Source organism: Geodermatophilus sp. URMC 63 (assembly GCF_053502565.1).
Map to the genome: position 1 here is coordinate 478,611 of NZ_CP199956.1, position 24,831 is coordinate 503,441.

Annotated in this window: 26 protein-coding genes; 9 read left to right on the forward strand and 17 right to left on the reverse strand. The window is 77.1% G+C overall.

Annotated elements, in window-relative coordinates:
- Positions 1-92 precede the first annotated feature (92 nt).
- The 9 genes from ACWIZO_RS02305 to ACWIZO_RS02345 form a co-directional block, all read right to left on the reverse strand.
- On the reverse strand, positions 93-3,281 hold the full coding sequence (locus ACWIZO_RS02305) for an ATP-dependent helicase (RefSeq protein WP_448640934.1): 3,189 nt from the start codon (positions 3,279-3,281) through the stop codon (positions 93-95).
- A 139-nt stretch (positions 3,282-3,420) separates the two neighbouring features.
- Positions 3,421-3,948 (reverse strand): dihydrofolate reductase family protein, encoded by a 528-nt coding sequence (locus tag ACWIZO_RS02310; RefSeq protein WP_448640935.1) that lies wholly within the window; start codon positions 3,946-3,948, stop codon positions 3,421-3,423.
- Between the two features lie 60 nt (positions 3,949-4,008).
- Entirely contained in the window at positions 4,009-4,305 is a 297-nt protein-coding gene (locus ACWIZO_RS02315; protein WP_448640936.1) for an MGMT family protein, read from the reverse strand.
- Positions 4,298-4,885: a TIGR03086 family metal-binding protein gene (locus ACWIZO_RS02320; RefSeq protein ID WP_448640937.1), complete on the reverse strand. Its 588-nt coding sequence runs from the start codon at positions 4,883-4,885 to the stop codon at positions 4,298-4,300. Before ACWIZO_RS02320 ends, ACWIZO_RS02315 begins: the two co-directional genes overlap by 8 nt.
- 131 nt (positions 4,886-5,016) lie before the next feature.
- Positions 5,017-6,177 carry an adenylyltransferase/sulfurtransferase MoeZ gene (gene moeZ, locus ACWIZO_RS02325; protein WP_448640938.1) on the reverse strand — a complete coding sequence of 387 codons (1,161 nt, stop codon included), beginning with the start codon at positions 6,175-6,177 and terminating at the stop codon, positions 5,017-5,019.
- An 83-nt stretch (positions 6,178-6,260) separates the two neighbouring features.
- Positions 6,261-7,901, reverse strand: coding sequence for a hypothetical protein (locus ACWIZO_RS02330; protein ID WP_448640939.1), 1,641 nt, complete (start codon positions 7,899-7,901; stop codon positions 6,261-6,263).
- Entirely contained in the window at positions 7,898-8,812 is a 915-nt protein-coding gene (locus tag ACWIZO_RS02335; RefSeq protein WP_448640940.1) for an ABC transporter ATP-binding protein, read from the reverse strand. The genes ACWIZO_RS02330 and ACWIZO_RS02335 overlap by 4 nt, the downstream gene beginning before the upstream one ends.
- A 147-nt stretch (positions 8,813-8,959) precedes the next feature.
- A complete protein-coding gene (locus ACWIZO_RS02340) occupies positions 8,960-9,895 on the reverse strand; it encodes a DUF3152 domain-containing protein (protein WP_448640941.1) in 936 nt (311 codons plus the stop codon).
- Positions 9,896-10,260: 365 nt separating this feature from the next.
- The gene (locus ACWIZO_RS02345; protein WP_448640942.1) at positions 10,261-11,370 is read right to left on the reverse strand and encodes an alpha/beta fold hydrolase; all 1,110 of its coding nucleotides are present in this window, start codon (positions 11,368-11,370) and stop codon (positions 10,261-10,263) included.
- Positions 11,371-11,438: 68 nt separating this feature from the next.
- Between ACWIZO_RS02345 and ACWIZO_RS02350 the strand changes: the two genes are divergently transcribed.
- Both ACWIZO_RS02350 and ACWIZO_RS02355 read left to right on the forward strand, forming a co-directional pair.
- Entirely contained in the window at positions 11,439-12,080 is a 642-nt protein-coding gene (locus tag ACWIZO_RS02350) for a TetR/AcrR family transcriptional regulator (RefSeq protein ID WP_448640943.1), read from the forward strand.
- A 116-nt stretch (positions 12,081-12,196) separates the two neighbouring features.
- Positions 12,197-12,433: a DUF3107 domain-containing protein gene (locus ACWIZO_RS02355; protein ID WP_446757165.1), complete on the forward strand. Its 237-nt coding sequence runs from the start codon at positions 12,197-12,199 to the stop codon at positions 12,431-12,433.
- Between the two features lie 84 nt (positions 12,434-12,517).
- Here ACWIZO_RS02355 and ACWIZO_RS02360 read toward each other — a convergent pair whose 3' ends face one another.
- The gene (locus tag ACWIZO_RS02360) at positions 12,518-13,168 is read right to left on the reverse strand and encodes a ferritin-like fold-containing protein (protein ID WP_448640944.1); all 651 of its coding nucleotides are present in this window, start codon (positions 13,166-13,168) and stop codon (positions 12,518-12,520) included.
- 61 nt (positions 13,169-13,229) lie between these two features.
- Between ACWIZO_RS02360 and ACWIZO_RS02365 the strand changes: the two genes are divergently transcribed.
- The 4 genes from ACWIZO_RS02365 to ACWIZO_RS02380 are packed head-to-tail and all read left to right on the forward strand — an operon-like array spanning position 13,230 to position 18,338.
- Entirely contained in the window at positions 13,230-15,326 is a 2,097-nt protein-coding gene (locus ACWIZO_RS02365) for a DEAD/DEAH box helicase (RefSeq protein WP_448640945.1), read from the forward strand.
- 15 nt (positions 15,327-15,341) lie between these two features.
- Entirely contained in the window at positions 15,342-16,517 is a 1,176-nt protein-coding gene (locus tag ACWIZO_RS02370; protein WP_448640946.1) for an outer membrane protein assembly factor BamB family protein, read from the forward strand.
- 43 nt (positions 16,518-16,560) lie between these two features.
- Positions 16,561-17,475, forward strand: a complete 915-nt coding sequence (locus ACWIZO_RS02375; RefSeq protein ID WP_448640947.1) for an alpha/beta fold hydrolase — start codon at positions 16,561-16,563, stop codon at positions 17,473-17,475.
- On the forward strand, positions 17,472-18,338 hold the full coding sequence (locus ACWIZO_RS02380) for an oxygenase MpaB family protein (protein WP_448640948.1): 867 nt from the start codon (positions 17,472-17,474) through the stop codon (positions 18,336-18,338). The genes ACWIZO_RS02375 and ACWIZO_RS02380 overlap by 4 nt, the downstream gene beginning before the upstream one ends.
- On the opposite strand, the gene ACWIZO_RS02385 is transcribed toward ACWIZO_RS02380, so the two are convergent.
- The 5 genes from ACWIZO_RS02385 to ACWIZO_RS02405 form a co-directional block, all read right to left on the reverse strand.
- Positions 18,335-19,198, reverse strand: coding sequence for a RecB family exonuclease (locus ACWIZO_RS02385; RefSeq protein ID WP_448640949.1), 864 nt, complete (start codon positions 19,196-19,198; stop codon positions 18,335-18,337). The two genes, ACWIZO_RS02380 and ACWIZO_RS02385, sit on opposite strands and share 4 nt — an antisense overlap.
- A 36-nt stretch (positions 19,199-19,234) precedes the next feature.
- Complete coding sequence (locus ACWIZO_RS02390) at positions 19,235-20,092, reverse strand: PHP domain-containing protein (protein ID WP_448640950.1); 858 nt, start codon at positions 20,090-20,092, stop codon at positions 19,235-19,237.
- A gap of 35 nt (positions 20,093-20,127) precedes the next feature.
- Positions 20,128-20,781 carry a PH domain-containing protein gene (locus tag ACWIZO_RS02395; protein WP_448640951.1) on the reverse strand — a complete coding sequence of 218 codons (654 nt, stop codon included), beginning with the start codon at positions 20,779-20,781 and terminating at the stop codon, positions 20,128-20,130.
- 6 nt (positions 20,782-20,787) lie between these two features.
- Positions 20,788-20,943 (reverse strand): hypothetical protein, encoded by a 156-nt coding sequence (locus ACWIZO_RS02400; RefSeq protein ID WP_448640952.1) that lies wholly within the window; start codon positions 20,941-20,943, stop codon positions 20,788-20,790.
- 127 nt (positions 20,944-21,070) lie between these two features.
- Complete coding sequence (locus ACWIZO_RS02405; RefSeq protein WP_448640953.1) at positions 21,071-21,694, reverse strand: DUF6758 family protein; 624 nt, start codon at positions 21,692-21,694, stop codon at positions 21,071-21,073.
- Positions 21,695-21,774: 80 nt separating this feature from the next.
- Here ACWIZO_RS02405 and ACWIZO_RS02410 point away from each other — a divergent pair, with 80 nt between their 5' ends.
- Positions 21,775-22,227: an NUDIX hydrolase gene (locus tag ACWIZO_RS02410; protein ID WP_448640954.1), complete on the forward strand. Its 453-nt coding sequence runs from the start codon at positions 21,775-21,777 to the stop codon at positions 22,225-22,227.
- 39 nt (positions 22,228-22,266) lie between these two features.
- On the opposite strand, the gene ACWIZO_RS02415 is transcribed toward ACWIZO_RS02410, so the two are convergent.
- Complete coding sequence (locus ACWIZO_RS02415) at positions 22,267-22,773, reverse strand: MaoC family dehydratase (RefSeq protein WP_448640955.1); 507 nt, start codon at positions 22,771-22,773, stop codon at positions 22,267-22,269.
- A 132-nt stretch (positions 22,774-22,905) separates the two neighbouring features.
- On the opposite strand from ACWIZO_RS02415, the gene ACWIZO_RS02420 reads away from it, so the two are divergent.
- On the forward strand, positions 22,906-23,394 hold the full coding sequence (locus ACWIZO_RS02420; RefSeq protein ID WP_448640956.1) for a hypothetical protein: 489 nt from the start codon (positions 22,906-22,908) through the stop codon (positions 23,392-23,394).
- Positions 23,391-24,344, forward strand: a complete 954-nt coding sequence (locus ACWIZO_RS02425; protein ID WP_448640957.1) for an MFS transporter permease — start codon at positions 23,391-23,393, stop codon at positions 24,342-24,344. The genes ACWIZO_RS02420 and ACWIZO_RS02425 overlap by 4 nt, the downstream gene beginning before the upstream one ends.
- 13 nt (positions 24,345-24,357) lie before the next feature.
- Here ACWIZO_RS02425 and ACWIZO_RS02430 read toward each other — a convergent pair whose 3' ends face one another.
- Positions 24,358-24,651, reverse strand: a complete 294-nt coding sequence (locus ACWIZO_RS02430; protein WP_448640958.1) for a WXG100 family type VII secretion target — start codon at positions 24,649-24,651, stop codon at positions 24,358-24,360.
- Positions 24,652-24,831: the final 180 nt, after the last annotated feature.

The following is a 24,831-nucleotide window of genomic DNA, read 5'->3' on the forward strand; positions in this document are numbered from 1 at the left end:
GTCGTCGAAGGACAGCTGTTGGAGGACCCCGTTCCCCCCTCCGCTCGCGCGCTCGCGAGGGAACCCTGAACGGGGCCTCGTGCCTCGAGGACTCACGAGGTGACCTGCCGGCCGCGCTCGTGCAGCGGGCAGCTGCGCCGCGCGGGGCAGCGGGAGCAGTGGCTGCCGGTGCGCACCTCGAAGGTGGCCGCGCCCATGCCGTCGCCGACGCCGGCCACCAGCTCCCCGGCCCACGTGTCGTGCACCGGCACGCCCCCCGGCAGCGGCTCCTGCGCCTGCTCCTTGGCCTTCGAGCCCGACCCGACCTGCAGCAGTGACGCCCCGCCCGGCGCGTCGCCGTGCTCGCCGAACCCGCCGGCCGCGACGGCGACCTGGTAGGCGGCCAGCTGCCCGTGGCCGTCGACGTCCTTGGCCGGCGACCGGCCGGTCTTGAGGTCGACGACGACCAGCCGCCCCTGCCCGTCGCGCTCGAGCCGGTCGACCTGGCCGCGGATGCGCGCCCGGCCGACGGTGACGTCGAAGTCGGCCTCGGCGGCGACCAGCTCGCGGCGGTTGGCCGCGTGCCACCGCAGGAAGCGGTCGAGCATGTCGCGCGCGGCCACGCGCTGCCGCTGGTCGGCCCAGCCGGGGCCGAGGGCGAGGACGTCGAGCTCGGCGGCCAGCGCGGCCGGCGCCTCGGCCGGCGGCAGCCCCTCGGCCACCCGCTGGGCGACGGCGTGCACCGCGGTGCCGACCGTGCGGGTGGCGTCGGGCGAGGCCTCGGCACCGACCGCGCCGAGCACCCACTTCAGCGGGCAGCGCTGGAAGGTCTCGATCGCCGACGGGCGCACCCGCACCGGCTCGCCGTCGGGCACCAGCGGGGCGTCGTCGGACACCGGCGCGAGCCCCCACCAGTCGGCCGGGGACGCACCGGGGACGCCCTCGTCGGCCAGCCGGCGCAGCACCGCGGCGGCCGCCGAGCGGCGCGCCGGCTCGGTCTGCGGGTCGCTGACCGCCCGGCGCAGGTCGGCCACCAGCGCAGGCAGCCGCAGGGAGCGCGGCAGCGGGGTCAGTGGCCGGCCCTCGTCCGGCGGGGGGACGACGAGGTCGAGGAAGCGGGAGGCCGTGGCCCCGGAGTCCGGGCCGTCGAGGGCACCCTCGACGGCGGTGACGACCAGCCGGCGGCGGGCGCGGGTGGCCGCGACGTAGAACAGCCGCCGCTCCTCGGCCAGCAGCTGGGTGCGCCGGTCGACCACGGTGCCGTCGATGCCGGCGACCCGCTCGACCAGCAGCTCGGTGCCCAGCAGCGTGCCGCGGTCGCGCAGGTCGGGCCAGACGCCCTCCTGCACGCCGGCGACGCAGACGACGTCCCACTCCAGGCCCTTGGACGCGTGCGCGGTGAGCAGCCGCACCGCGTCGGGCAGGCCGTCGCGCGCCGCGCCGGCGACGCCGGGCAGCTCCTGGGCCGCCAGGTGCTCGACGAAGGCCCCGACGGTGGCCGAGGGCAACCGGTCGACGAAGCCCGCGGCGGCGTCGAACAGCGCCACGACGGCGTCGAGGTCGCGGTCGCCCACCGCTCCGGCGGCCCCGCCGGCGGCGCTGGCGCGGGCCCACTTCGCGGCCAGGCCGCTGCGCTGCCACATCGCCCACAGCACGTCCTCGGCCGAGCCGTCGCGCGCCAGCGCCACCCGGCCGGCGGCCAGGACCGCCGCGACCCGCCGGGCCGGCCGGGACACCGGCTCGGGCAGCTCCTCGAGCAGCAGCTCGTCGGCCAGCGCGGTGGCCAGCGGTTCCCCGCGCTCGTCGGCGTCCACCCCCCGCTGGGCCTGGGCGACGCGCACCGCCCGGCGCAGCCGGCGCAGGTCGAGGACGGTGGCCCCGCCCAGCGGGGAGGCCAGCAGCGCCTCGGCGCCGGGCTCGTCCAGCGACAGCGCGCCGGGCTCGGCACCCCGCGGGGGCAGCAGCGCGGAGAGCGCGGCGAGCAGCGGGGCGACGGCCGGCTGCGCGGCCAGCGGGACGTCGTCGGCGGAGACCTCGACCGGCACGCCGGCCGACGTCAGCGCGCGGCGCAGCGGACCGATCGCCAGTGCGGTGCGCACCACGACGGCCATCTGCGACCACGGGACGTCGTCGACGAGGTGCGCGCGACGCAGCACGTCGGCGACGTAGGCGGCCTCGATGCTGGCCGAGCCGAACACGTGCACCTCCGCGGCGCCCTCCTCGGCTCCGGGGACGGCCTGCAGACGGCGGTGCTCCCACGGCCCCGGCAGCGCCTCGGCCACCCGCCGGCTGACCGCGAGCAGCCCCGGCCCGGAACGCCGGCACACACCCAGCGACAGCCGCGGCGCCGGCCGGCCGTCGACCCTGCGGAAGCGGTCGGGGAACTCGACGATGCCGCGGGGCTCGGCGCCCCGGAAGGCATAAACCGCCTGGTCGGGGTCGCCGACGACGACCAGGTCACCCCCGCCGCCGGCGAGCAGCTCGAGCAGCTCGACCTGGGCGGGGTCGGTGTCCTGGTACTCGTCGACGAACAGCCAGCGGGCCCGCTCGCGCTCGTGGCGCAGCAGGTCGGGGTCGTCCTCGAGCTCGGCGATGGCGGCGCGGACCAGCTCGGCGGGGTCGTAGCCCGAGGCGTCTCCCCCGCCGGCGGTGGAGAAGGCGGTGACCGCCTCGTACTGCTCCAGGAACGCCGCCACGTGCGGCCACGCCTCGGTGCCGGTCTCCCGGCCCCAGGCGGCCAGCAGCTCCGGGTCGACACCCCGCTCGGTGGCGCGCAGCAGCAGGTCGCGCAGCTCCCCGCGGAACCCGGCGGTGGCCAGCGCCGGCAGCAGCGACGCCGGCCAGTGCACCGCGCCCTCCCCCGCGAGGTCACCCCGGAGCAGCTCGGCGACGACGGCGTCCTGCTCGGCGGCGGTGAGCAGCCGGGGCGGCGCCTCGCCGCGCAGCAGCGCCGCCCGCCGCAGCAGACCGTAGGCGTAGGAGTGGAAGGTGCGGGCCAGCGGCTCGCGGATGGTGCGGTCGACGCGCGCGGTGATGCGCGTGCGCAGCTCGGCGGCGGCCTTGCGGCTGAAGGTCAGGACCAGGATCTGCTCGGGGTCGACGCCGCGGTCGATGCGCGCGGCCACGGCCTCGACGATCGTCGTCGTCTTGCCGGTGCCGGGGCCGGCGAGCACCAGCAGCGGGCCGCCGGCGTGGTCGGCGACGGCCTGCTGCGTGGGGTCGAGCCGAGGACGCCGCACCGGCGCCGGCGCCGTCTGCACGAGCCGGTACACCGGCGCTGCCTCGTCCCCCCGCAGTGCCACCCCTCGATGAGACCACGCGGGCCCGACAGCTCGGGGAGCTGCTGGTCACGCCCGCGCGCACGGACCGCGGTGTGTGCACACAGCGCGGGCGGGGGACGCCGCCGGCAGCGGCACGTGCACACGGCGCCGTCCGGCCGGCTCAGTACCGGACGCGGTACCAGTGCTCGCTCTCACCGGGGAGGCGGTCGAGCAGCACCGGCGTCCCGCCGGGGTGGTCGAACACCCGGACGCCGTCGCCGAGCAGGACCGGCGCGAGGAACAGCAGCACCTCGTCGAGCAGCCGGGCGTCGACCAGTTGCCGGGCGACGTCGGCCCCGAGGACGTTGACGACGCCGTCCCCGGCCGCCTCCCGGGCGAGGTCGACGGCGCGGTGCAGGTCGTCGGTGGCGGTGACCCCCTCGAGCGGCTGCGCGGCCGGCCGGTGGGTGAGCAGGACGACCGGGCCGGACCACTGCCCGCCGAAGGCGCCCTCCTGCTCGGTGCCGCGGTTCGGGTCGTCGCCGCCGAAGGTCCGGGCACCGACGAGCAGTGCGCCGACCCGGGCCAGCAGCCGGTCGGCGGTGGGGTTCGGCGCCGCCAGGTGCGGCGTCAGCCAGGACATGTCACCGCCGGGACCGGCGATGAAGCCGTCCAGCGACGCGGTGGCGGAGTAGAGCAGGGTGGCCACGGTTCCTCCCGGTCAGGCGGTCACGACGACAGACCGCCGCGGGTCCGCCGACTCATCGGCTCAGGGCCAGCCGACGGCGGCGAGGTCCACCCGGCCGTCGCGGACCGGCACGCCCTCGCCGGCCAGCAGTTCCAGCTGGCGGACCCGCACCGGCTCGGCGCAGGTGCCGTCGGCGCGCAGCACGCGGTACCAGGGCACCGCTCCCCCGCCGGTCGACAGCGCCCGGGCCACCCGCCGCGGGCCGACGCCGACCAGCCGACCGATGGCGCCGTAGGTGCTCACCCGGCCCGGCGGGATCGTCTCGACGACGTCGAACACGGCCTCGTCCACGTCGGCCGGGTCGGCCGGTTCACGCACGGCGGCCGAAGCGCGCCAGCAGACGGACCTGCGGCGGGGCGCCCTCGGGGACCTCGACCGGCGGGTCGAACAGGCCGGGGACGCCGTCGGCAGGCAGCCGGTCGGCGAGGGACCCGGCGGCGCGCACCAGCGCCGGGTCGAGCTCCTCGTCCCCGCCGGTGGCGCGGGCGAGGTCCCAGGAGTGCACGCTGAGGTCGGCGGTCAGCTCCTCGACGTACTCGTGCGCCGGCGTCGGTCCCCGGGAGAGGTGCACCGTGCCGGTGAGGTCCCCGGCCGCGGCGACGGCGGCCAGCGCCTCGTCGGCCACGGCCTCCCACGCGGTCAGCGGATCGGGGGCCAGCAGCGCGTCGGTCCCCGCGGGCACCTGCGCGGCGACGTCGTCGAGCGGCTCGCCGGCGAGCAGGCCGGGCACCCAGTGCGCCTCGCCGACGAGGTGGGCGACGAGGTCGGCCACGGTCCAGCCGGGCAGCGCCTCGAGGTCCCACTGACCCGGCTCGACGGCGTCGACGCGGTCGGTGAAGGCGGCCTGGGCGCGCTGGAAGAGCTCGAGCAGCTCGGTGGCATCGGGAGGTGCGGTCACCCGGACAGTCAACACAGCCGCCGGGGGCCCGGCACCCGCGAACGGGTGCCGGGCCCTCGGTGAGCGCCTGGAACGGCCCCCCGCAGGGCCCCGCCGCGAGCGTGCGAGCGGTGGGGCGAGGGGCTCCTTCGTCAGTAGGTGGGCAGCGTCTTGTCGATGCGCGTCGCCCACGCCGTCACGCCGCCCTGCACGTGCACGGCGTCCTTGAACCCGGCGTTCTTGACCGCGGCGAGCACCTCGGCCGAGCGGACGCCGGTCTTGCAGTGCAGCACGATCGGCTTGTCGTTCGGCAGCTCGGACAGCGCCCGGCCGGAGAGGATCTCGTCCTTCGGGATGAGCTTGGCGCCCGGGATCGAGACGATCTCGTACTCGTTGGGCTCGCGGACGTCGATGAGCTCGAAGTCCTTGCCCGCGTCCATCATGTCCTTGAGCTCGTCGACGGTGATCGTCGAGCCCGCCGCCGCCTCCTGGGCCTCGGCCGAGACGACGCCGCAGAAGGCCTCGTAGTCGATGAGCCCGGTGATCGGCTCGCCCTCAGGGTCCTTGCGCACCTTGATCGTGCGGAAGGTCATCTCCAGGGCGTCGTAGACCATCAGCCGGCCGAGCAGCGTCTCGCCGATGCCGGTGATGAGCTTGACCGCCTCGGTGGCCTGGATGGCGCCGATGGTGGCGCACAGGACGCCGAGCACGCCGCCCTCGGCGCAGCTCGGGACCATGCCGGGCGGCGGGGGCACCGGGTAGAGGTCGCGATAGTTCGGGCCGTGCTCGTTCCAGAAGACCGACACCTGGCCGTCGAAGCGGTAGATCGAGCCCCAGACGTAGGGCTTGTCCAGCAGCACGCACGCGTCGTTGACCAGGTAGCGCGTGGCGAAGTTGTCGGTGCCGTCGACGATGAGGTCGTACTCACCGAAGATGTCCAGCACGTTGTCGCTGTCCAGCCGCGTCTCGTGCAGCCGGACGTTCACCAGCGGGTTGATCTCCTTGATGGAGTCGCGCGCGCTCTCGGCCTTGGACCGGCCGACGTCGGACTGGCCGTGGATGATCTGCCGCTGCAGGTTGGACTCGTCGACGACGTCGAACTCGACGATGCCCAGGGTGCCCACGCCGGCCGCGGCCAGGTACATGAGCACCGGCGAGCCCAGACCGCCGGCGCCGACGGCGAGCACCTTGGCGTTCTTCAGCCGCTTCTGCCCGTCCATCCCGACGTCCGGGATGATCAGGTGGCGGCTGTAGCGGCGGACCTCGTCGATCGACAGGTCGGCGGCGGGCTCCACCAGGGGTGGCAGGGACACGCTTGACTCCTCGGGTCGCGACCAGCGGCCCCAGCAGGGCCGGCGTTCGTGCGGGTAACAGCGTCCCAGGCCGGCCTGTTCCCTCAGCCGCGGAGGTCCCGGCGGGCGTAGCTGGCGATCCCCACCACACCCAGGACGGCGGCGACGAGCAGCATCCCGACCGCGCCGGCGACGTCCACCGGCTCGGCCGGCACGGCCGCCAGGTGGGCGAACGGGGAGACGCCCCGCACCCAGGACGGCCAGCCGAAGGTGTCGGCGAACACCAGGAGCAGGTAGCCGCCCGCGGCCGGCAGCACCCCGACGGCCAGCACCGCCGAGGGCAGCCACCCCAGCGCCAGCAGGGCCGCACCGAGACACAGCAGCGCCACGGGCACGACGTCCAGCGCGCCGCGCAGCGCGTCCCCGAACCCGAGCCCGGCGCCCACCCAGGTGGCACCGGCCCAGGTGGCCGCGCCCGCGGCCGCGGCCACCACCACGGTGCCGACGGCGACGGCCGCGGCCTCCGCGCCGGCCCACCGCACCCGGGACACCGGCCGGGAGTACAGCAGCGTCAGCCGGGAGGCCGCCTCGTCGGCCGCGAGCCCGGCGACCCGCCCCGCGGCGTAGGCGCCCACCGGCACGGCCAGCAGCGAGAACAGCGACGCGGCGTAGCCCTCCACCGACGCCAGCCGGGCGAAGCCGGCCGCGGCGGCCATCTGCGCGAAGACGGGGTTGTCCCGCAGGAAGTCCAGCATCGCCGTGGCGAGCAGCCCGATGAGCAGGAAGTAGGCGCCCACGCCGAGTGACCAGGTCACCGTCGCGCGGCGGGTGCGGTGCACGGCCAGACCGGGCAGGGACCGCAGCAGCCGGCTCGGTGACCGCACCCGGTCGCGCCCGCGCCACCGCCCGGTGCCGACGTCGCGCGACCGGGCCGCCGCCAGGGCCAGCACGGCCGGGACGGCGACCTGCGCGGCCAGCACGAGCAGCGGCGCCGCGCGGTCCCCGGCGTACGGCGCCACCCGCGCCACCAGGCCGAAGGGGCTCAGCCACTGCAGCCAGGACAGGGCCGCCACGCCGTCGCCGACCATGCGGGCGAGCAGCGCCGCGAGGAGCAGGGCGACGCCGAGCCCCGAGGCGGCGCGGCGCTCGGACAGCAGCTGCCCGGTCAGCACACCGAGGGCGCCCCCGGCCATCGCCGTCCCGCCGACCAGCGCCCCGAACAGGACCGTGCCCGCCGGCGCGGCCCCCGCGAGCAGCAGGCCGACGACCAGGGCCACGCCCACGACCGCGCCGGCCCCGAGGACGACGGCCAGCGCCCGCCCCACCAGGGAGGTCAGGCGGACCCGCCCGGCGAGCAGCAGGTCGGCCCGCCCGGCGTCCTCCTCGCCGCGGGTGACGCGGGTGCCGGCGAGCACGGCCCACACGCCGGCCAGGACGGCGAGCACCGTGCCGGTGCGCCAGACGGTGAAGCCGCCGGGGTCGTCGAGGGCCACCGGCGGGCCGAACAGCGTGCGGATGGCCGGGTTCTCCGCGAGCGCGGTGAGGGAGTCGGCGCCGACCGCGCCGCTGAAGGTGCTCTCGTACTCCGCGGCGACGAAGGCGGCCAGCCCGCCGCAGACCACGGCGACGACGACCGTGCCGCGGCGCAGCTCCCGGACCAGCCCTGCGGTGACGGCGGCACCGGCCCGCGGGAGCGCGGGCCGCGACGGGGCCGGCGCGGTGCGCGGCGGGGTCCGGGTGGTCACGCCGCGGCCTGGCCGTAGTAGTCGAGGAAGATCTCCTCGAGGGTCGGCTCCCGCACGTCGAGGCGCACGACGTCGGCCTCGCCCAGGGCCCGCAGCACCGGACCGGGCGGGCCGGTCAGCGCCAGGGTGAGCTGCAGCGGCGACGTCCACCGGACGTCGGACACCCCCGGCAGCCCGGCCAGGGCGGCCAGCCCGGGCGCCGGGCCGGCCAGCTCGACGGTGACCTCCGAGCGGCGCAGCCGGCGCAGCTCCTCGAGTCCGGCGACCTCGACGAGGTGCCCGTGGCGCAGGATCCCGACCCGCGTGCACACGGCCTCGACCTCGGCCAGCTGGTGGGAGCTGAGGAAGACGGTCTGCCCGCGCTCGGCGGCCTCGGCGATGCACCGGCGGAACTCCCGCTCCATGAGCGGGTCGAGGCCGCTGGTGGGCTCGTCGAGCACCAGCAGCGGCGCGCGTGTGGCGAAGGCGGCCACCAGCGCGACCTTCTGCCGGTTGCCCGTGGAGTACGTCCGCGCCCGCTTCCCGACGTCCAGGGCGAAGCGCTGCACGAGCTCCTCGCGGTAGGCGAGGTCGGTGCCCGGGCCCACGCCGGCGAGCAGGTCGAGGCACTCCTGGCCGCTGAGGGCCGGCCACAGGGCGACGTCGGCCGGGACGTGGGCCAGGTGCCGGTGGGCGCGCTCCACGTCGCCCGCCGGGTCGCCGAAGACCTCGGCACGGCCGGCGGTCGGCCGCAGGAGGCCCAGCAGCAGGCGGATGGTGGTGGACTTGCCCGCGCCGTTGGGGCCGAGGAAGCCGAACACCTCACCGGCGGGGACCCGCAGGGACAGGTCCACGACCGCCTCGGTGTGCCCGAAGCGCTTGCCGAGGCCGTCGAGGAGCACGGCGGGCGTGGTCGCGGCTGCAGTGGCCATGGCGCTCCCATCGGGCCGCCGGGAGCACCACTGCCGGGCGGACGTCCCGGCGCACCGGCAGCGCAGCGTAGTCCGGTGCGCCGGCGCCGGGGAGTCCCCGCGGCGCCGGAACCGGTCCGCCCCGGAACCGCCCTCGGCGCCGGGCCGCTACGGGAAGGGCCAGGCGTTCCTGGTGCAGCCCTCGAGACCGAGCGTCTGCTGCTGCATGACCGGCGCGGGCCGCCCCGGGCCCGGGCAGGACCGGTGGCCGTTGCCGAGCGCGTGGCCCACCTCGTGGTTCACCACGTACTGCCGGTAGGTCGCGACGTCGCCCTCGTAGTCGGGGACGGCGGTCTCCCAGCGGGCCAGGTTGATGACGGCGCGCTCGCCGTAGCGGCAGGAGGTGTACCCGCCGGTCCCCACGCCCGGGCACCACCGCTCCATGCTCCCGGGGCTGACCAGGCTGACCCGGAACTCGTACTCGCCGGCCGCGGCCTCCTGCTCGCCCACCCGCTGGAAGGACATGCGCCCGCCGCTGCCCCACGAGCGGGGGTCGCCGAGCGTGGCCTCGACCGCGGCGGCGAAGGTCGCCCCGTCGACGCCGATGCCGTCCTCCACCTCGACGACGAAGCGCTGGAGCGGGCCGCTGCCCTGGACGGCGGAGGTGCCGGGGACGACCGTCATGGAGCCGGCGCCCCGCTGCACGTACGTCGCCGCGGCGGGGCCCGCCGGGATCTCGGTCGGGCCGGCGTCGCCCTCGGCCGGTGCGGTCGGCGAAGCCGAGGTCGGCGTCGTGCCGCCGGCGGCATCCTCGTCCGCGGGGACCTGGCCGCCGTCGGCCGTGGCCGCGGGGGCCGGCTCGCTGCCCCGGGCGGGGAGGACCAGGTCGACCAGCGTCAGCACCGTGGCGACGGTGAGCAGCGGGATGGCGTAGGCGCGCCACCCGTGCCGGGCGACGAACCGGCGCAGCCACCCGGCGCGCCGGCGCGGCGGCGGCGGGTGGGGGCCGGTGGACCGCGGCCCGACGTCCGGGCGGACGGCGACCGGGTCGCGGCGGGCGACCAGCGGCCCGGCCGGGCGGGACCGCGCCGGCGGGCGGCGCACGAACGGCCGGTCGGGCAGGTCCCGGGAGACCGGACGCCGTCCCGGCGGGGGCGGGACGCGGGGCAGGCCACCGACGGGCTCGGGACCGGGCCACGGCTCCGGACCCGGCCTGGGACCCGGCCTGGGACCCGGCCTGGGACCCGGCCTGGGACCAGGCCTGGGCCGGGGACCGGGCTCCGTGCGGAGCGGCCGGCCGGGGTGCGGTCCTGCCACGCGCGGCCTCCTCACCGGTGCGGCCGGGGCTCGGGGCCGCGTCTCGTCCTGCCGGTTACGCAGGCGGCCGGGGCCGTCACCGCGCGTCCACCGGTCAGGTTCTCACGGCTCACCGGGCCGGGCCGGCACCCGGGTCGGAGGCACGCCGTCGGTCAGCCGGCCCACTCCTCGACGGCCGGCGCGCCCCACGGGGTGACCGCCGCCGTGTTCCCCGCCGTGTCCCCCGCGGTGTCCCCCGCGGTGTCCTCGAGCAGGCCGAGCACCGCCCGCGCCGTCTGCTCGGGCGCCTCCAGCATCGCGACGTGCCCGACCCCCTCGAGGACGAGCAGCCGCGCGTCCGGGACGGCGGCCGCCAGGCGCGGCGCCAGGCGGGGGTCGACCAGGCGGTCGCGGTCGCCCCACACCACCAGCGTCGGCACGCGCAGCGCGCGGGCCAGGCGCCAGGCGTTGGCCCGGCCGATCCGCAGGTAGGAGGTGATCAGCCCCCGCATGCTGCGGACCAGCGCGCGGTTCGCCCACGCCTGCGCCGTCCGCTCGCGCATCTCCTCGACGGCGGCGTCGAGCCGCTCGGGCGGGACCCGCCGGGGGTCGCCGAAGCACACCTGCAGCATCCCGCGCACCGACTGCTCCGGCGTCACCCCGGCCAGCCGCCGCTCGGCCAGCGACGGGACGCCGGGCAGCAGGACCAGCAGCAGCGCCCGCCCGAAGGCCTGCGGCACGCGGTGGACCGGCATCGCCGGGGAGATCAGCGTCAGGGAGGCGACGAGGTCGGGCCGCCGGGCGGCGACGAGCAGGGCGACCAGCCCGCCGAGGCTGTTGCCGAGCAGGTGAACCGGCCGGCCGGCGGCCTCCCCGGGCCGGGCCCGGACGTGCTCGAGGACCTCGACCACGGCCCGCACGTGCCCGCGGACGGAGTACGAGCCGTCCGGCGGCGGCGAGGAACGCCCGAAGCCGGGCAGGTCGATCGCCCAGCCCTCGCAGCGGACGGCCAGCAGCGCGGCGAGGTCGGTCCAGTTGGTGGACGCCCCGCCCAGGCCGTGCACGTACAGCGCGCGTTCCCGCGGCCCCCCGGGCGGACCGACCCACGGGGTGCCGCGCACGTACACCGAACCCCCCTGGACGGCGACGTCCTCCCCCGGCCAGGCCGGGGGAGGGGGGTCGGTCGAGGGCAGCGCCGCCGCCGACAGCCGCGCGGTGGACGACGGCGCGACGGTCGGGGGCGCCAGGGCTCGGCGGGTGCGCGTGCGGGAGGCCTCGGGCACCCGGCGACCGTAAGCCAGGCCGTCGACGTGCGTGCACGCGGTGACCCGCCGGTAACATCCCCGGCGCCATGCAGCCCTCACGCCCGGTCCCCGTCCGCCGCACCTCACGGCTGCCCCGGGGTGCCCGGCGACTGCAGCTGCTCCAGGCCGCGCAGGAGGTGTTCGTCGCCCACGGCTTCCACGCCGCGGCCATGGACGACATCGCCGACCGCGCCGGCGTCAGCAAGCCGGTGCTCTACCAGCACTTCCCCGGCAAGCGGGAGCTGTACCTGGCGCTGCTCGAGCAGCAGGTGACCGAGCTGACCGACCGGGTGCGCGAGGCGATGGCCGGCACCGAGGACAACCGGCAGCGGGTGCACGGCGCGGTGGGCGCGTACTTCGACTTCGTCGACGCCGAGGGCGGGGCCTTCCGGCTGGTCTTCGAGTCCGACCTGCGCAACGACGACGACGTCCGCGCGCTCGTCGACCGCGGCAACCGGGCGTGCGTGGAGGCGATCGCCGAGGTGATCGCCGGGGACACCGGCAGCTCGCCGGAGCAGGCGCACCTGCTCGCCTCCGGGCTGACCGGGCTGGCCGAGACGAGCGCCCGCTGGTGGCTGGCGCACAAGGGCACGCTGCCGCGCGAGGAGGCGGTGTCGCTCATGTCGTCGCTGGCCTGGCGCGGCATCTCCCGGTTCCCTCGGGTCGAGGGTGAGCCCTCCGCCGGCTGAGCGCCGCCGTCGGTCCTGCCGGGCCGTTCGCTGTCGGCGCACCTGCGCGGCGGGGCCGCCCGGCCGGCCCTGGACTAGCGTGGTCGGCAGCCGTGCAACCCGAGGAGGCATCCCGCGTGGAAGTCAAGATCGGTGTCCAGCACTCCCCCCGGGAGCTGGTCGTCGACAGCCCGAAGACCCCTGAAGAGATCGCCGCCGACGTCGCCGCTGCCATGGGCGGCGCCACCAAGGACGGGTTGTTGACCCTGGAGGACGAGCGCGGGCGCCGCGTCCTCGTCCCGGTCGACCGCATCGCCTACGTGGAGATCGCCCAGGCCGACCAGCGCCGGGTGGGCTTCGTCGCCGGGGCCTGACCGCCGAGCACACGTCAGGCGCCCCCTCCGTCCGGCGGAGAGGGCGCCTGACGCGTGTCCGGGGACCGCTCGCGCGGCCCTCCCTCAGGGGTTGAGACCCAGGGTGCGCATGCGCTCGGTGTGCGCGGCGGTGATCCGCTCGACCAGCCGGCCCAGGCCCGACAGGTCACCGGTGCCGCTGACGATGAGCCGGGCCAGCTCGTCGCGCTCGGCGACGACCGCCTGCGACCGGGAGATCGCCTCCCCCACCAGCCGCCGCCCCCACAGCGCCAGCCGGCCGGCCAGCGCCGGCTGGGCGGCGATCGCGGCGCGCACCTCCCGGACGGCGAAGTCGGCGTGGCCGGTGTCGGCGAGCACCTCGAGGATCAGCGACCGGTCCGGCTCGGGCAGGAACCCGGCGATCTCGCGGTGGAAGTCGGCGGCCAGCCCGTCGCCGACGTAGGCCTTGACCAGGCCCTCGAGCCACGTCCGCGGGCGGGTGCCCTCGTGGAAGCCGTCGAGCGCCCGCACGAACGGCGCCATCGCCCTCGCGGGGTCGGCGCCCAGCTCGGTCAGCCGCCGGGTCAGCCGGTCGTGGTGGCCGATCTCGGCGGCGGCCATGCGGGCCAGGGCGGCGTGACCGGCCGGGGTCGGCGCCATCCGGGCGTCCTCGGCGAGCCGGTCGAACGCCGTCAGCTCGGCGTAGGCCAGCACGCCGAGCAGGTCGACGACGGCTCGGGTCTCGACCGTGGTCACGGGACACCTCCGGGGAGCGGCTCGGCCGCGCCCGCCTCCCCCGGGCGGGACGGGTCGCGGGGTGTCCCCGCGCGCGGCGACCGAGGCTAGCCGCTGCGCGCGCTACCATGGGAACAAGCGGGCCGCCAGGCTCGCTGGTATCTGTGCGCTGACGACCGCCCCGCGACGCCCCGAGGAGTCATCCCGGGCGAGGGGCCGTCCCCGGGAGCCCACCCGCTCCGCTGGCCGCGTCGGCGCTGGAACGCACTCCCGCGACACCCGACCGCGGAGCGCCCGGCGACGTGGACGTCGCCCCGGCCGCTCCCCCAGCCGACCAGAGGCGAGACCACTGACCTCCACCGAGAGCACCCCCACCGAGAGCACCTCCGCTCAGGGCACCTCCGCTCAGGGCACCTCCGCTCAGAGCACCCCCGCTCAGGGCACCCCCGCTCAGAGCACCCCCACCGAGAGCGCTCCCACCACCCCCGAGCTCGACCACGCCGAGACCGGCGCGCCGGCCCCCGAGCAGCTCGAGCAGGCCGTCGAGGCGCTCGGCGGCGCGCCCGTCGAGGAGACCGCGCCGCTGTTCAGCGACTTCGACGTCCACCCCGACGTCGTCGCGGCGCTGGCCGAGGCGGGCATCACCCGCACCTTCGCCATCCAGGAGCTCACCCTCCCCCTGGCGCTGGCCGGCCACGACCTCATCGGGCAGGCCCGCACCGGCACCGGCAAGACCCTCGGCTTCGGCGTCCCGATGCTGCAGCGCGTCGTCCCGCCGGCCGAGGGCGGCGACGGCGTCCCGCAGGCCCTGGTCGTCGTCCCCACCCGCGAGCTGTGCGTGCAGGTCGCCCGCGACCTGGCCACCGCCGGCAAGAAGCGCGGCACCCGCGTGCAGGCCATCTACGGCGGGCGCGCCTTCGAGCCGCAGGTCGCCGCGCTGCAGGCCGGCGTCGAGGTCGTCGTCGGCACCCCGGGGCGGCTGCTCGACCTGGCCCAGCAGGGCCACCTGATCCTCGGCAAGGTCCGCGTGCTGGTCCTCGACGAGGCCGACGAGATGCTCGACCTGGGCTTCCTGCCCGACATCGAGCGGATCCTCGCGATGGTCCCGACGCAGCGGCAGACCATGCTGTTCTCGGCCACCATGCCCGGCCCGATCGTGACCCTGTCGCGGTCGTTCATGACCCAGCCGACGCACATCCGCGCCCACGGCAACGACGAGGGCTCGACCGTCCCGCAGACGACGCAGTTCGTCTACCGGGCGCACAACCTGGACAAGCCCGAGCTGCTCGCCCGCGTGCTGCAGGCCCGCGGCCGCGGCCTGGCGATGGTCTTCTGCCGCACCAAGCGGACCGCGCAGAAGGTCGCCGACGAGCTGGTCGACCGCGGGTTCGCCGCGGCCGCCGTGCACGGCGACCTCGGGCAGGGCGCCCGCGAGCAGGCGCTGCGCGCCTTCCGCAGCGGCAAGGTCGACGTCCTGGTCGCCACCGACGTCGCCGCGCGCGGCATCGACGTCACCGGCGTCAGCCACGTCGTCAACTACCAGTGCCCCGAGGACGAGAAGACCTACGTGCACCGGATCGGCCGCACCGGCCGCGCCGGCCGCGAGGGCGTCGCCGTCACGCTGGTCGACTGGGACGACATCCCGCGCTGGCAGCTGATCAACAAGGCGCTGGACCTGGAGTTCACCGACCCGCCGGAGACCTACTCGACCTCGCCGTGGGTCTACGCCGACCTGGACGTGCCCGAGGGCGCGACCGGCCGGCTGCCCCGCGCCCAGCGCACCCGCGAGGGCCTCGACGCCGAGGTGCTCGAGGACCTCGGCGAGACCGGCAAGCGCACGAAGGGCGCCGGCCACGGTGCCGGCCACGGTGCCGGCCACGGTGCCGGCCGTGGCCCCGCCCGCGAGGAGCCGCGCGAGGGCGGCGACCGCCCCGCCCGCTCCCGCCGTCGCACCCGCGGCGGGGCCGGCAGCCAGGCCGGTGAGGTCGGCAGCCCCGCGACCGACGCGGACGCCCCCGTCGCCGACGGCCCCGCGGCGGACGGCGCGGACCCGGCCAAGCCGCGCCGGCGCCGTCGTCGCCGCGGCGGCGCCAAGCGCAGCGGCGGCACGGGCGAGACCGGCGGCTCCGACACCGGCTCCGACACCGGCTCCGGCGGCGACTCCGAGTCCGCCGCCTAGCGTCGTCGTCCGCCGGTGGCGCCGCGCTCCCCGTCGCTGCGTCCTCCGGCGCTGCGTCCCCCGCCGCTGCGGGTGTGGGTCTGGACCGCGGCCACGCTCGCGCTGGTCGTCGTCGCCACGCTGCTGTGGCGGGGGTCGAGCGTCGCCGCCACCGACAGCACGACGGCGCCCGTGCCGAGCGTCCCCGACACCGCCCCGGCCGCGCAGCTGACCCAGGCCTGGTCGGCCGACGCCGGCGCTCCCCTGCCCCGGCGGGTGGTCGACGGCGGCCGCGTCCTGGTGCCCGATGCCCACGGGTTCCGCGCGCTCGACGCCAGCACCGGCGAGGAGGCCTGGCACTACCGTCGGGCCGACGCGCGGCTGTGCGACGCCACCGCGGTCGACGGGCTGGTCGTCGCCGTCTTCCGCACCCACGACCGCTGCGACGAGGCGCTGGCCCTGACCGCGGCCACCGGCGTGCGGGCCTGGACGCGCAACCTCAGCCTGCGCGGCGACGCGACGCTGGCCGGCACCGACCAGGTGGTGCTCGCGTCCAGCCCGACCGGGATCGTCGTGCTGGATCCGGTGGGCGACAACGTCCGCTGGCGCTACGCCGCGCCGGAGGGCTGCCGGCTCACCGGCTCCGACGTCGGCAGCGCCGGGGTGGCCGTGCTGCAGCGCTGCGCCGGCTCGGCCGCGGTGCAGCTGCGGCTCTTCGACGGGTTCTCCGGCCAGGCCCGGTGGAGCCGCGACCTCGCCGTCCCCGAGGGCGGCACCGTCGCGCTGGCCGGCGCCGACCGGCTGGTCGACGCCGTCGTCGGCGACACCCTGCTCGTCCACCGCCCGGACGACGGCGCCCTGCTGCAGGAGCTCCCCCTCCCCGCGGCCACCGGGGACCCGGCCGGGGAGGTGCTGCACCAGACCGGGGCCGGCGACCTCGCGCTGGTGTGGGCCCGCGGCACCGTCCGGGCGCTGGACCCCGCCACCGGCGCACCGGTGTGGCAGCTGCCCGCCCTCGGCCTGCCGTCGGCGACCGACCAGTCGCGGACCTGGGTGCCCGAGGAGGACGGCTTCGTGCTGCGCGACGTGGCCACCGGCGCCGAGCTGGGCCGCTCGGCCGTCGACGGCGGCCTGACCCCGGGCGGGCGGACCTCGGTGGTCGGCCCGGTGCTCGTGTACCGCCTGCCCGACCGGGTGGTCGGGTACTCGTGACCGGAGGCGGCGCGGCCGGCCGTCGCGCGGTTCACTGGGGACCATGGTCCTGCCCGGGAGCCCCGACACGCCCGCTCTCCTCGTCGCCGTCGCCCCCGACGACCTGCGCCAGCTCGCCGACCACGACGCGACGCCGCGGACGCTGCCGGGCCGGACCGGTCCGCTGGCCGCCCTGGACACCGGCGGGGAGGGGCCGCGCGGCACGGTGCTGATGGTGCCCGGGTACACCGGCAGCAAGGAGGACTTCGCCCCGCTGCTCGCCCCGCTGTCCGCATCGGGCCACCGCGTCGTCGCGATCGACCAGCGCGGGCAGTTCGAGTCGCCCGGCCCCGACGACCCGGCCGCCTACTCCGTCGCCGAGCTCGCCGCCGACGTGGTCGCCGTCGCGCACCTGCTGCGGGGGGAGACCGGGCCGGTGCACCTGCTCGGGCACAGCTTCGGCGGCCTGGTGGCGCGCGCCGCCGTGCTCGCCGATCCGGGAGCCTTCCGGTCGCTGACCCTGCTGGGCTCCGGGCCCTCGCGGCTGACGGGCCCGCGCGCGGACCTGCTCGAGCACCTCGGCCCGCTGCTGGACTCCGGCGGTGTCCCGCTGGTGCACGCCACGCTCGAGGAGCTGGCCATGACCGACCCGCGCGCGCAGGCGGTGCCCGAGCCGACCCGCGCGTTCTACGCCCGCCGGTTCCTCGCCACCGGCGCCGCCGGGCTGCGCGGCATGGCCGACGCGATGACCACCGAGCCCGACCGGGTCGCCGAGCTGGCCGCGACCGGGGTGCCGGTGCTGGTCGTCCACGGCGAGGCCGACGACGCCTGGACGCCGGCCGCGCAGGCGGAGATGGCCGCCCGGCTCGGCGCCCGTCACGAGGTGGTCCCGGCGGCCGTCCACTCCCCCGCCATCGAGAACCCGCCGCGCACGCTCAAGGTGCTCGAGTCGTTCTGGTCCTCCGTGGGCGCCCGGTGAGCGGGGGGCGCCCGTCGGCCCGCGACTGGACCGACGAGGAGGACCGGCTGGGGTTCTTCGGGCCCGACAGCGTCACCTGGCGGGTGCACGCCGACCCCGTCTACAGCGTCGGCGGGCTGCGCGCGCTGCTGCTGCAGGCCCTGCACCCGGTCGCGATGGACGGCGTCGCGCGGAACTCGGTGTTCCGCGAGTCGCCGTGGCAGCGGCTCACCCGCACCGCCGAGTACGTCGACACGCTGACCTTCGGCACCCGCCGCGAGGCGATGCGCGCCGTCCGGCGGGTGCGCGGACTGCACCGCCGGCTGGGCGGCACCGAGGAGACGACCGGCCGCGCCTACCGGGTCGACGACCCCGACCTGCTGCTGTGGGTGCACTGCTGCGAGGTCGACTCGCTGCTCGACGTCGCCCGCCGCGCCGGCGTGGTCACCGACGCGGAGGCCGACCGCTACGTCGCCGAGCAGGTGGTGGCCGCCGAGCTCATCGGCATCGACGCCGCCGACGTGCCCGACTCGGTCGCCGCGCTGGCCGCCTACTTCGACCGGGTCCGCCCCCAGCTCACGGTGACGCCGGCGGCGCGGGACGCCTGGCGGTTCGTCGTCGTCCCGCCGATGCCGGGGTGGGTGCAGCTCCTGACGCCGGCCCGGCCGGCCTGGGGGACGCTCGCCTCCCTGGCGGTGGCGACCCTGCCGGCGTGGGCGCGCAGGCTCGGCTCGCTGCCGGGGCTCGCGGTCACCGACACCGCGGCGACGGCGGCGCTGTGGGCCTTCCGCACCGGGGTGCTGGCGCTGCCGACGCGGGCCCGGCTCTCGCCGATCGTGCGCGCCGGGTTCGACCGGACCGCGGCCGGCGCCGAGAGCGCCTAGGAAGGGGTCGACGCCTCGTCGTCGTCGGCCGCCAGGAAGCTCCACGGCTCGCGGGCCGGCGTCGCCGCCCGGCCGGGCGGGCAGCTGGCCCGGAAGTCGCACCAGCCGCACTGCCGGCCGGGCACGGCGGGGAACGCCTCGTCGGCGGGGACGCCGTCCTCGAGGGCCGTCGTGGCGACGGTGATGTCGGCGGCGACGTCCTCGGCCCGCCGGACGTGGTTGGCCAGCGATCGCTCGGTGTGCTCGAAGGCGGCCACCGTGCCGCTGGGCAGGTGGTGCAGCTCGACCCGGCGGCACGGCCGGCGCAGCGTGCGCTGGACCCCGAGGACGTAGACGGCCAGCGCCGGTGACCCGCGCGCCTCGTCGTCGGTGCTGGGCACCCGGCCGGTCTTGTAGTCGACGACGACGAGCTCGTCGCCGCGCTGGTCGATGCGGTCGACCCGCCCCGACAGCGCCAGCCGCTGTGTGGTGGCCGCGACCTGCCGCTCGGTGCCGACCGGCTCGGCGTCGGGGTCGAGGCCGGCCACGTAGTCGGTGAGCCAGCCGGCCGCGCGGGCCCGCCAGCGCCCGGCCTGCTCGCCGTCGCGGAAGCCGGTGGCCGACCAGACGCCGTACAGCAGCTGCCGGGCGGCGCCGGCGGTGCGGCGCTCGCGGGTCAGCTCCCACCACGACCGCAGCGCCGCGTGCACCGCCGAGCCGACGGTGTTGTGCGCCCACGGCGGGCCCTTGGGCGGCGTCGGGCGGTCGACGTAGGCGTAGCGGTAGCGGCGCGGGCAGTCGGCGAAGGTGGCCAGCTTGCTCGGCGTCGCGGGGAAGAGTCGCTGCGGCATGCCCGGCATCTCCAGCTGCGCGCCTCCCATGTCCGTCACGCTAACCGGCGGGGCCGACCCCCGGCGTCAGCCGGTGAGCGGCGCGCTGCCCGTGCCGGCGGCCAGCAGCGCCTCGTACTGCGCCGGGTGGGTGGTGCAGACGGCGATCGGCGTCGTCTTGTTGGTGCCGTGGTAGTCGCTGGAGCCGGTGGTGAGCAGCCCGAGCTCGCCGGCCAGGCCGCGCAGGTGGTCGCGCTCGGCGGGGCCGTGGTCGGGGTGGTCGACCTCCAGGCCGAGCAGCCCGGCGCCGGCCATGGCGGCGATCGCGGCGTCGTCGACCACGCGGCCCCGCCGGGTGGCCAGGCCGTGGGCGAACACCGGCACGCCCCCGGCGGCGCGGACCAGCCGGATCCCGTCGAGGACGTCGGTGTCGGCCTTGGCGACGTGGAAGGGGCTGCGGTGGTGCAGCAGGTCGGCGAAGGCCTGGTCGACCGACCCGACGACGCCGGCCTCGACCAGTGCGCGGGCGACGTGCGGCCGGCCGACCACCCCGCCGCCGCTGGCCGCGACGACCCGCTCCCAGGCGACCGGGTAGCCGGCGGCCGCGAGCGCGTCGACGATCCGCTCGCCGCGGCTGAGCCGCTCGGCGCGCAGCCGGGTCAGCTCGGCGCCCAGGCCGGGGTGCGCGGGGTCGAACAGGTAGGCCAGCAGGTGCACGCTGACCGGCGGCCGGTCAGCCGCGAACCACCGGCAGGACAGCTCGAGGCCAGGGACGACGGTCAGGCCGGCGGGCCGGGCGGCCTGGGCCTGCGCCCACCCGGCGGTGGTGTCGTGGTCGGTGAGGGCGACGACGTCGAGGCCGGCGGCGGAGGCGGTGGCCAGCAGCTGCGCGGGCCCCTCGGTGCCGTCGGACACCGACGAGTGGGTGTGCAGGTCGATGCGCATCGGCGTCCAGCGTCCCCCAGCTCCCGCCGGGGCGCTCAGCCCGGCGCGGGGCCGTCCTCGCCGAGGGTGCCGGCACCGGGGATGGGCTGGGTGTCGTACCGGCCGCTCCGGCCGCCGCCGGGCGGCTCGGCGTCGCCCTCGTCGTCGCCGGACACCGCGCTCCCCCGGTCGTGGCCGAACAGCAGCGCGCTGACCTGGTGGTAGAGCCGGTCGGCCCGCGGCAGGAAGGTGATTTGCGAGAGCGCCTGCTGCTGGCCGGCCGACTCGAAGCGGAAGGTGCCGTAGCCGAGCAGCTGCCCGAGCAGCGTCTCCTTCCAGGTCAGGTCGGTGATCCTGCGCAGTGGCAGCAGGGTGACGGTGCGGGCGACGATCCCCGAGGTCAGCAGCACGCGGCGGCGGGTGACGATGAAGTGCCGCATCCACCACTCACCGGCCCGCAGGGCGAAGGACCCGAGTGCCCAGGCGACGACGAGCACCCCGACGGTGGCACCGACCCGGTTGTCCGGGTCGAGGGTGAGCACCCACAGGCCTCCGAGGAGCACCGGGAGGCGCTTGGCCGCCGGCTCCAGCAGCACCGCCCAGTGCCGGCGGGTGGCCACGACGGCCTCCTCGCCGGGGAGGAGGTACTTGGCGGCGTCCTTGGCCCACCGCGGCGGGTGGCCGTCGGCCGCGCGCGCCGGCCCGGTCACGGTCGCCTAGCCGAGGGAGCCGATGAACGAGGCCAGCGAGGAGGCGGCGTCGCCCAGGAACTGGCCGGCGTTGCGCACCACGTCGGCCGAGGCCTCCGGCTGCTTGATGACGTAGAAGACGACGAAGGCGATGGCCAGCCAGACGAGCACCTTCTTCAGCACCGCCACCTCCGGGGATCGGCTCGGACCCGCGGACGCAGCGCCCACGCGGGTCGGCCCGGAGGCCGCCGCATGCGTAACACAGGCCCCAGCGGCCCCCGACCGGACACGCCGGGGCGGACCGGTCCGTTCACTCCCCCGGCAGCAGGTGCTCGCTGGGCGGCCCCAGCGGCAGGTCGGGGTAGAGCCGCTCGCGCAGGTCGAGCAGCTCCATCTCCTCGGCCAGGAGCCAGCCCGCCGACATCGGCCACATGACCAGCCACAGCCACACGCCGTAGGCCTCGCCGACGAAGGCGGCCCGGTCGTCGGCGGTGGGCACGGCCCACAGCGGCGCGTGCTGGCCGGCGGCCTCGACCGACGCCGAGGAGGGCCCGGTGATGACGTCGCCGGGGTCGAGGCCGGGCAGGCCGGCGTAGCCGCAGCCGACCCCCATCCCCGGCTCCTCGGCGACGAGCACCAGCTCGGCCGACCCGCCCAGCGGTGCGGGGCCGGCGCACCCGACGACGATGGCCCGGGCGCCGGGCTCGCCGCCCCAGGCCAGGCCGGTGACCGACCAGCCCGAGGGCACCGGGTCGGGCACCCACGCGGGCACGCGGGCGTCGGCGGTGACCGCGGCGATGGCGTCGTGCGCGATCAGGGCCGTGTGGTGCAGGGGCGTGACGGCGCCGTGGACGTGGCACCAGGCCTGCGCGGAGTCCCCGGGACGCACCACCAGCGGCTCGCCGCAGCGGGGGCAGACCGGGGAGGCGCTCATCGGGTCACACCGTCCTGTCACCGCGGGCCTACGTCAAGCGCAGGACGGCGCCCTCCGGCGCGCCGCCGTACCCTGCGCGCGTGCCCGCCTCCCCCGCCGGCGACGCCTGCCGCGCGCCCGCCGTCCCCGCGCTGCCGGTGCAGGCCTGCGTGGGGGCCGTGGTGCTCGACGACGCCGGCCGGCTGCTGCTCGTGCGCCGGCGCAACGCCCCCGGCCGCGGGCTCTGGTCGGTGCCCGGTGGGCGGGTGGAGCCGGGCGAGTCGCTGGCCGAGGCCGTGGAGCGGGAGGTGCAGGAGGAGACCGGACTGGCCGTCCGCGCCGGCGAGCCGGTCGGGCGCATCACGATCCCGGGCGACGGCGTCGTCTACGACGTCGTCGACCTCGTCTGCACGCTGACCGGGGCCCCCGCCGAGCCGGTGCCCGGCGACGACGCCGACGCGGTCACCTTCGCCGACGCCGCCGACCTCGACCGCCTGGCCTGCACGCCGGGCCTGGTGGCGACACTGCGCGGCTGGGGCGTCCTGCCCGGCTGAGCCGGCGTCCGCAGCCCGGTCGGGGCCCCACCGGGGCGGTCAACGGGCGGCCGGCTCCGGACGACCCGGCTGCTCGCCGCCGCGGGCCTCGCCGTAGGAGCGCTTGGGCACCATCACCTTGCGCCGGAAGACGCAGACGACCGTGCCGTCCTGCTTGTAGCCGATGGTCTCGACGTGGACGACGCCGCGGTCGTCCTTCGACCTCGACTCGGTCTTGTCCAGCACCGTCGTCTCGCCGTAGATCGTGTCGCCGTGGAAGGTCGGCGCCACGTGCCGCAGCGACTCGATCTCCAGGTTGGCGATGGCCTTGCCCGACACGTCCGGGACGCTCATGCCGAGCAGCAGCGAGTAGACGTAGTTGCCGACGACGACGTTCCTGCCGAAGTCGGTGGTCTCCGCCGCGTAGTGGCTGTCCAGGTGCAGCGGGTGGTGGTTCATCGTGATCAGGCAGAACAGGTGGTCGTCGTACTCGGTGACGGTCTTCCCGGGCCAGTGCTTGTAGACCGCCCCGACCTCGAACTCCTCGTAGTACCGACCGAACTGCATCTGCGCGCTCCCGACGTCGTCGTGGGGTGGTCGGCCACGGCAGCGCGCACGGGCCGCCCCGGCACCGGAGGCCAGTTGCCACGACGCGCGCCGGTGACCCAACCGGACGGCCGCCGATCCTACGATGCCCCGGTGGTCCAGTCCTCCCGCGCCGCAGACCCCGCGGAGACGGAGGTCGTTCCGCTGTCCCCGGCCGGCCGCCGCGCCCGCCTGGCCGCCTCGGCGGTGGTCCTCGCCCTCCTGCTGGCCGGCACGGTGTGGGGCACCGACGACTCGTTCCCGTTCGGCCCGTTCAAGATGTACTCGACCCGCGCCTCGACCGACGCACCGGTGGTCTCCACGCGCGTCGTCGGCCTCACCGGCGACGGGGAGGAGGTGCGCCTCTCCGGCGGCGAGGTCGGCCTGCGTCGGGCCGAGTTCGAGGGTCAGCTGCCCCGCCTGGTCGACGACCCGTCGCTGCTGGCGCTGGTCGCCGACGCCTACGCCGAGCACCACCCCGGCGCCGAGCCACTGGTGGCGGTGCAGGTGGTGCAGCGCCGCTTCGAGCTGACCGACGGCGAACCCACCGGCGAGTGGACCGACCGGGTCCTCGTCGACCAGGACCTGGAGGTCGGCCCGTGAACACCCACCCGCCCTCGGCGCCCGAGCCCGCCGCCCCGGTCCCGGCTCCCGCCGGCACGGCCGGCCAGGGTCTGCCCGGCGCGGTCTCCCGGTGGTGGACCCGGCCGGTCCCGCTGGCGCGGATCGCGGTGTTCCGCACCATCGCCTACCTGTTCGTCCCGGTCGACGTCTTCCTCACCACCGCCTGGGTGAGCGCCCACGCGGCCGTCCCGACCGCCTACTACCAGCCGCTGCTCATCGGCCGGCTGCTGCCGCTGCCCACCCCGACCCCCACCGTCGTCCACGTCGTGCAGTGGGCGCTGGTGGCCGCCGCGCTGGCCGCGGCCACCGGTCGGGCACCCCGCCTGCTCGGCACCGCGGTGTTCGTCCTCTACCTCGAGTGGATGGTCATCGCGATGAGCTACGGCAAGGTCGACCACGACCGCATCGCCTACCTCGTCGCCCTCGCGGTGCTGCCCACGATCGGCGTGGCCCGCTGGCGCGACCGCCGGTCCTCCGAGGCCGCCGGGTGGGCGATGGCCGCCGTGCTGGTGACCGTGGTGCTCACCTACTTCCTGGCCGCCTGGGCCAAGATGCGCTTCGGCGGCTGGGACTGGGCGACCGGGGCCACGCTGACCCGCGCCGTCGTCCGCCGCGGCACGTTCCTCTCCGACTGGACCCTGGAGGTCCCCGGCCTGCTCATGGCGCTGCAGTTCGCCATGCTCGTGCTGGAGTTCGCCGCGCCGCTGGTGCTGCTCGTGTGGTCCGACCGGGCCCGGGTGGCGCTCGTCGTCTTCCTGCTCGGCTTCCACGTGGTGGTCTACGCCGGCGTGACGATCGTCTTCCTGCCGCACTGCGTCGCGATCCTGTCGATCCTGCCGTGGGAGAGGGCACCGGAGGCGCTCGCGGCCCTGCGCCGGCGGCTGGACGCCGGGCGGGCCACGGTCGGCACCGCGGCCCCGCCCGGCTGACCGCCGCGGGCGCTCAGAGCAGGGCGCCGATCCGGGCGGCCACGTCGGCCTCGTGCTGCTGGTAGGAGCCGGCCACCTGCGTGAGCAGGCCGCCCATGCCGGTCAGCGCGTCGGTCACCCCCTGCGCCGACAGCCGCCACTGCTCGTACAGCGAGCTGAACTGCACCGCCGCCTGGCTGTCGGTCCACCCGTCGAGCACCGAGGTGTTGACGTTGCTGGAGAGGGTCGCGTGCCGGGACGCCGCCTCCGCGGCCTCCGCCTGGCACTGACCGGCCATCGACTGCAGGGTGGCGATGTCGACCTTCATGGTTCCTCCTGTCCGTCCCGGGACCTCCCCGGTGGCGACGCAGGTTAGGCCGCGCGGAGGCCGGAGCCGCCCGGTCGTCCACAGCCGGTCCGGTGGTCCACAGGACCCGCCCGGCCCGCACCCGGGACCGCTCCCGCCCGCCACCGTCGGCGGGTGCCCGACGCCTCCTCCACCGCCCCT

Bases quoted from the DNA above. Each gene is read 5' to 3' on its own strand.
- ACWIZO_RS02405 (WP_448640953.1), bottom strand. From the start codon at position 21,694: ATGAGCGCCTCCCCGGTCTGCCCCCGCTGCGGCGAGCCGCTGGTGGTG.
- ACWIZO_RS02430 (WP_448640958.1), bottom strand. From the start codon at position 24,651: ATGAAGGTCGACATCGCCACCCTGCAGTCGATGGCCGGTCAGTGCCAG.
- ACWIZO_RS02390 (WP_448640950.1), bottom strand. From the start codon at position 20,092: ATGCGCATCGACCTGCACACCCACTCGTCGGTGTCCGACGGCACCGAG.
- ACWIZO_RS02385 (WP_448640949.1), bottom strand. From the start codon at position 19,198: ATGGGAGGCGCGCAGCTGGAGATGCCGGGCATGCCGCAGCGACTCTTC.
- ACWIZO_RS02415 (WP_448640955.1), bottom strand. From the start codon at position 22,773: ATGCAGTTCGGTCGGTACTACGAGGAGTTCGAGGTCGGGGCGGTCTAC.
- ACWIZO_RS02335 (WP_448640940.1), bottom strand. From the start codon at position 8,812: ATGGCCACTGCAGCCGCGACCACGCCCGCCGTGCTCCTCGACGGCCTC.
- ACWIZO_RS02375 (WP_448640947.1), top strand. From the start codon at position 16,561: ATGGTCCTGCCCGGGAGCCCCGACACGCCCGCTCTCCTCGTCGCCGTC.
- ACWIZO_RS02350 (WP_448640943.1), top strand. From the start codon at position 11,439: ATGCAGCCCTCACGCCCGGTCCCCGTCCGCCGCACCTCACGGCTGCCC.